Source organism: Psychromonas sp. Urea-02u-13 (assembly GCF_002835995.1).
GTDB lineage: Bacteria > Pseudomonadota > Gammaproteobacteria > Enterobacterales > Psychromonadaceae > Psychromonas.
This window is the reverse complement of sequence record NZ_PJBZ01000160.1, coordinates 1-2,891: the sequence shown is the minus strand read 5'-3', so window position 1 is coordinate 2,891 and position 2,891 is coordinate 1. Positions and strand designations below refer to the sequence as shown.

At 34.0% G+C, this 2,891-nt stretch carries 4 protein-coding genes; all 4 read left to right on the top strand.

Annotated elements, in window-relative coordinates:
* On the top strand, positions 1-941 hold a 941-nt coding region (locus CXF74_RS20915), incomplete at its 5' end, for an ImmA/IrrE family metallo-endopeptidase (RefSeq protein WP_232772609.1).
* A 126-nt stretch (positions 942-1,067) separates the two neighbouring features.
* The gene (locus CXF74_RS20910) at positions 1,068-1,373 is read left to right on the top strand and encodes a hypothetical protein (RefSeq protein ID WP_101084517.1); all 306 of its coding nucleotides are present in this window, start codon (positions 1,068-1,070) and stop codon (positions 1,371-1,373) included.
* Between the two features lie 131 nt (positions 1,374-1,504).
* Complete coding sequence (locus CXF74_RS20905) at positions 1,505-1,810, top strand: NIPSNAP family protein (RefSeq protein WP_101084515.1); 306 nt, start codon at positions 1,505-1,507, stop codon at positions 1,808-1,810.
* Positions 1,811-2,356: 546 nt separating this feature from the next.
* Complete coding sequence (locus CXF74_RS20900; RefSeq protein WP_101084513.1) at positions 2,357-2,785, top strand: hypothetical protein; 429 nt, start codon at positions 2,357-2,359, stop codon at positions 2,783-2,785.
* Positions 2,786-2,891 lie beyond the last annotated feature (106 nt).

The following is a 2,891-nucleotide window of genomic DNA, read 5'->3' as shown; positions in this document are numbered from 1 at the left end:
TTAAAACAGTTGGTTTTGTTCGTGCCTCACAAATTATAACCAACTGTTTTAATCCGCTTAGTGCGGCGTTAGGTTACAAAGAAGGTTTTATGATCACTGGTAAAGATATTGCTATAGCTGCAAAAAAAGATCTAGAGAGTTTTTTCGAAGATGAAGCAAATTTCACTCTAAATTTAGAGCTCGATTCAAATTCCGTACAACATGCGAGTGTTGTTGGTATTGGTGATAAATTAAGAGTTCGATTATCCAGAGACTTTTGTTCTGCACAAGTTAGTGGAATCGACGATTTGCATTACTTTTTATTTGTAGTTAGCCATGAAATTGCACATTATTTACATTCTCATAATGAGCATAAAGATGAATCTGATTACGATAGTAAGAGCGTAGAGGCTTTTGCTGATTTCTTTGGTGCGAGAGTGATGATGACTCTTTTAACATATGGGCAACGCTTTATTGAATTCTATGAAGAACTCGAGTTCATATTTCATAGTGGGGATGTATTAAATAGTATAGGTTGTGCTATTTCTAGGTTAGCTGAAACTTTATTCAATACTCGTTCTGATCTGTATTCAAATCGTATTACTAGGGTTGGACATTGTTCAGCAGGTATAACTTCATTCTTAGATAAACAATTCAGTAGTATTAATGTTCAACGATCAATGGATGTACTCACTCGTATTTATACCGCAGGTAATCTACCCACTATATTTAAACTTGAAGCTGAGCAGTTTAATATGGATCCTAATCTAATTTTAAGGTCTGATGAAATCCATAAAAACATACAAGGAATAGACCTCGGAATTACTAAAGGGGTAAAACCATTTTTTGCAATTTTTATCGGAACCTCATACTCATCTACAGAAGCTTCAAGGAACATGCAAATGAGTATTCGTCGTAGTCTAGCCCAAAAGCAAGGGTTTGATATCCCTGAATTAACCTAACAAGAGCTTTAAACGGAACTAAAACAGTGGGTTACGTTTCGCTTCGCTACACATTTCAACCCACTATTTTCGTCCGCTTAAGCTGGCGTTATATGCCTAAATTTATCTAACCTTTAAGGAGTTTTAATGAAAATCATTAGTTTAATCACTTTATTTGCCTATTCATCAATAGCAACTGCAGGAGTACATTGTAGTGAAAAAATTAGGGGAGCCATTTTACATAAAAATAGCAATGTATATTTCACAACAGATACAACTTGTGAAAGCTGGTGCCAAATAAAATGGACGGGGGAAGGTGATAAAAATCGAGCTTTAAGTATGTTGATCGCATCAAAAACGACTGACAAATCAATTACTTTTTATTGGGAAAATATCAGTAGTTGTGATGTTAAAAATGTGACATATGAATCCCCTGGCTATATTGTTTACTAATTTAGCCGGCATATAACAAGTTGCTCAAACGGACACGTACAGTTTGCTCGCGCTTCGCGCATTGTAGCAAATTGTACTTAGCCGCTTAGCAAAGCGTTATGCGTAACGTAAATTACAAGGAGTTTCCAAATATGATTACTTGTTATGTTAGATATGTAATCGATCCAAAGAAGGTAAATGAATTCGAAGAGTACGCTAAAATGTGGATTCCTTTGGTTAGAAAATTTGGCGGTTTACATAACGGTTATTTTTTGCCTTCAGAGGGCGCTAATAATATTGCACTAGCACTTTTTTCATTTGAAAGCTTATCTGCTTACGAAGGTTATCGAATTAAATCACAGAGTGATGAGGAGTGCATTAAAGCATTTGAGTTTGCGGATAAAGTTGATTGCATTGTTAGCTATGAACGTAGCTTTTTTAGACCAGTTTTAAATTGAGGGTGTAAACGCATAACAAGCGCTTTAAACGGAACAAAAACAGTTGGTTAGGTTTCGCTTCGCTCCACATTATAACCAACAAATTTTGTCCGCTTAAGCGGGCGTTAGGTTTACTTGAGAATACGCAATTTTGATGGTGGTTTTATCCGTTTAACTGAATGGTTATTTTTCCATCGATTTAAAATGAAGCTTTGTTTGTGAAAATGGTTTACTGAGTTTGATAATCCAATTTCTGCCTTGAATCACAAGTTACGTATAAATCAATTGTATGTTGTAGCTTAGTTCATCGTTTAACTTTAAAGTTCAAAGTATTAGCTAATAATTCATTAACTGATTTGTTCAATTTTAATAGCAAATTCGTCAGTCAGCGGGTTACTAGATTTAACAAAAATTAATAGGTTTACGCCCGCTGTTGTGGGTTTGAACCTAACAAGTTAATTAAACGGAATAAAAACAGTTGGTCATCGCTTCGCGATTTTAACCAACAATTTTTATCCGCTTATTAAGGCGTTATATGGCTAAATGTACGTTAATTGAATTGAGCTTATGAGTATAAAAGAAGACTATAAAAGACCTTTAAATGAATTATATGAAATGCTTACAGGTGATTCTAAGAAGTTATTAGATAATGATGTAAAGAAAGTATGGGGATATTTTGCTAAATGGCTATTTGTTATCCTCTTTTCATTAATCTCTATTGGATATTTAATATTCTTGAATCCATATAATGAAAACTTTGGAACTTGGTTTCAACGATCTGGCTCTCTTATATCTGTAGTGAGTATTTTAGTGGAGGTGTTTTTTATAATAAAATTGAATAAGCTTGTTAGTGTCACTCACCCAGCTCACTTAATAAATGAAATATACTTATTCAGGCGCTTTAAATTTATTCTTAACCTTTCTGTAATTGTAACCGTTTTATTATTGGTTCTAGGTACGATAATTTGGGGATATGGAGATTTATTCTTTGAATGATTTTGCTGTTTCCGCCATATAACAAGCAATTTAAACGGAACTAAAACAGTTTGCCATGTTTCGTTCCTCAACAAGTTTGGCAAACAATTTTAGTCCGCTTAATGTG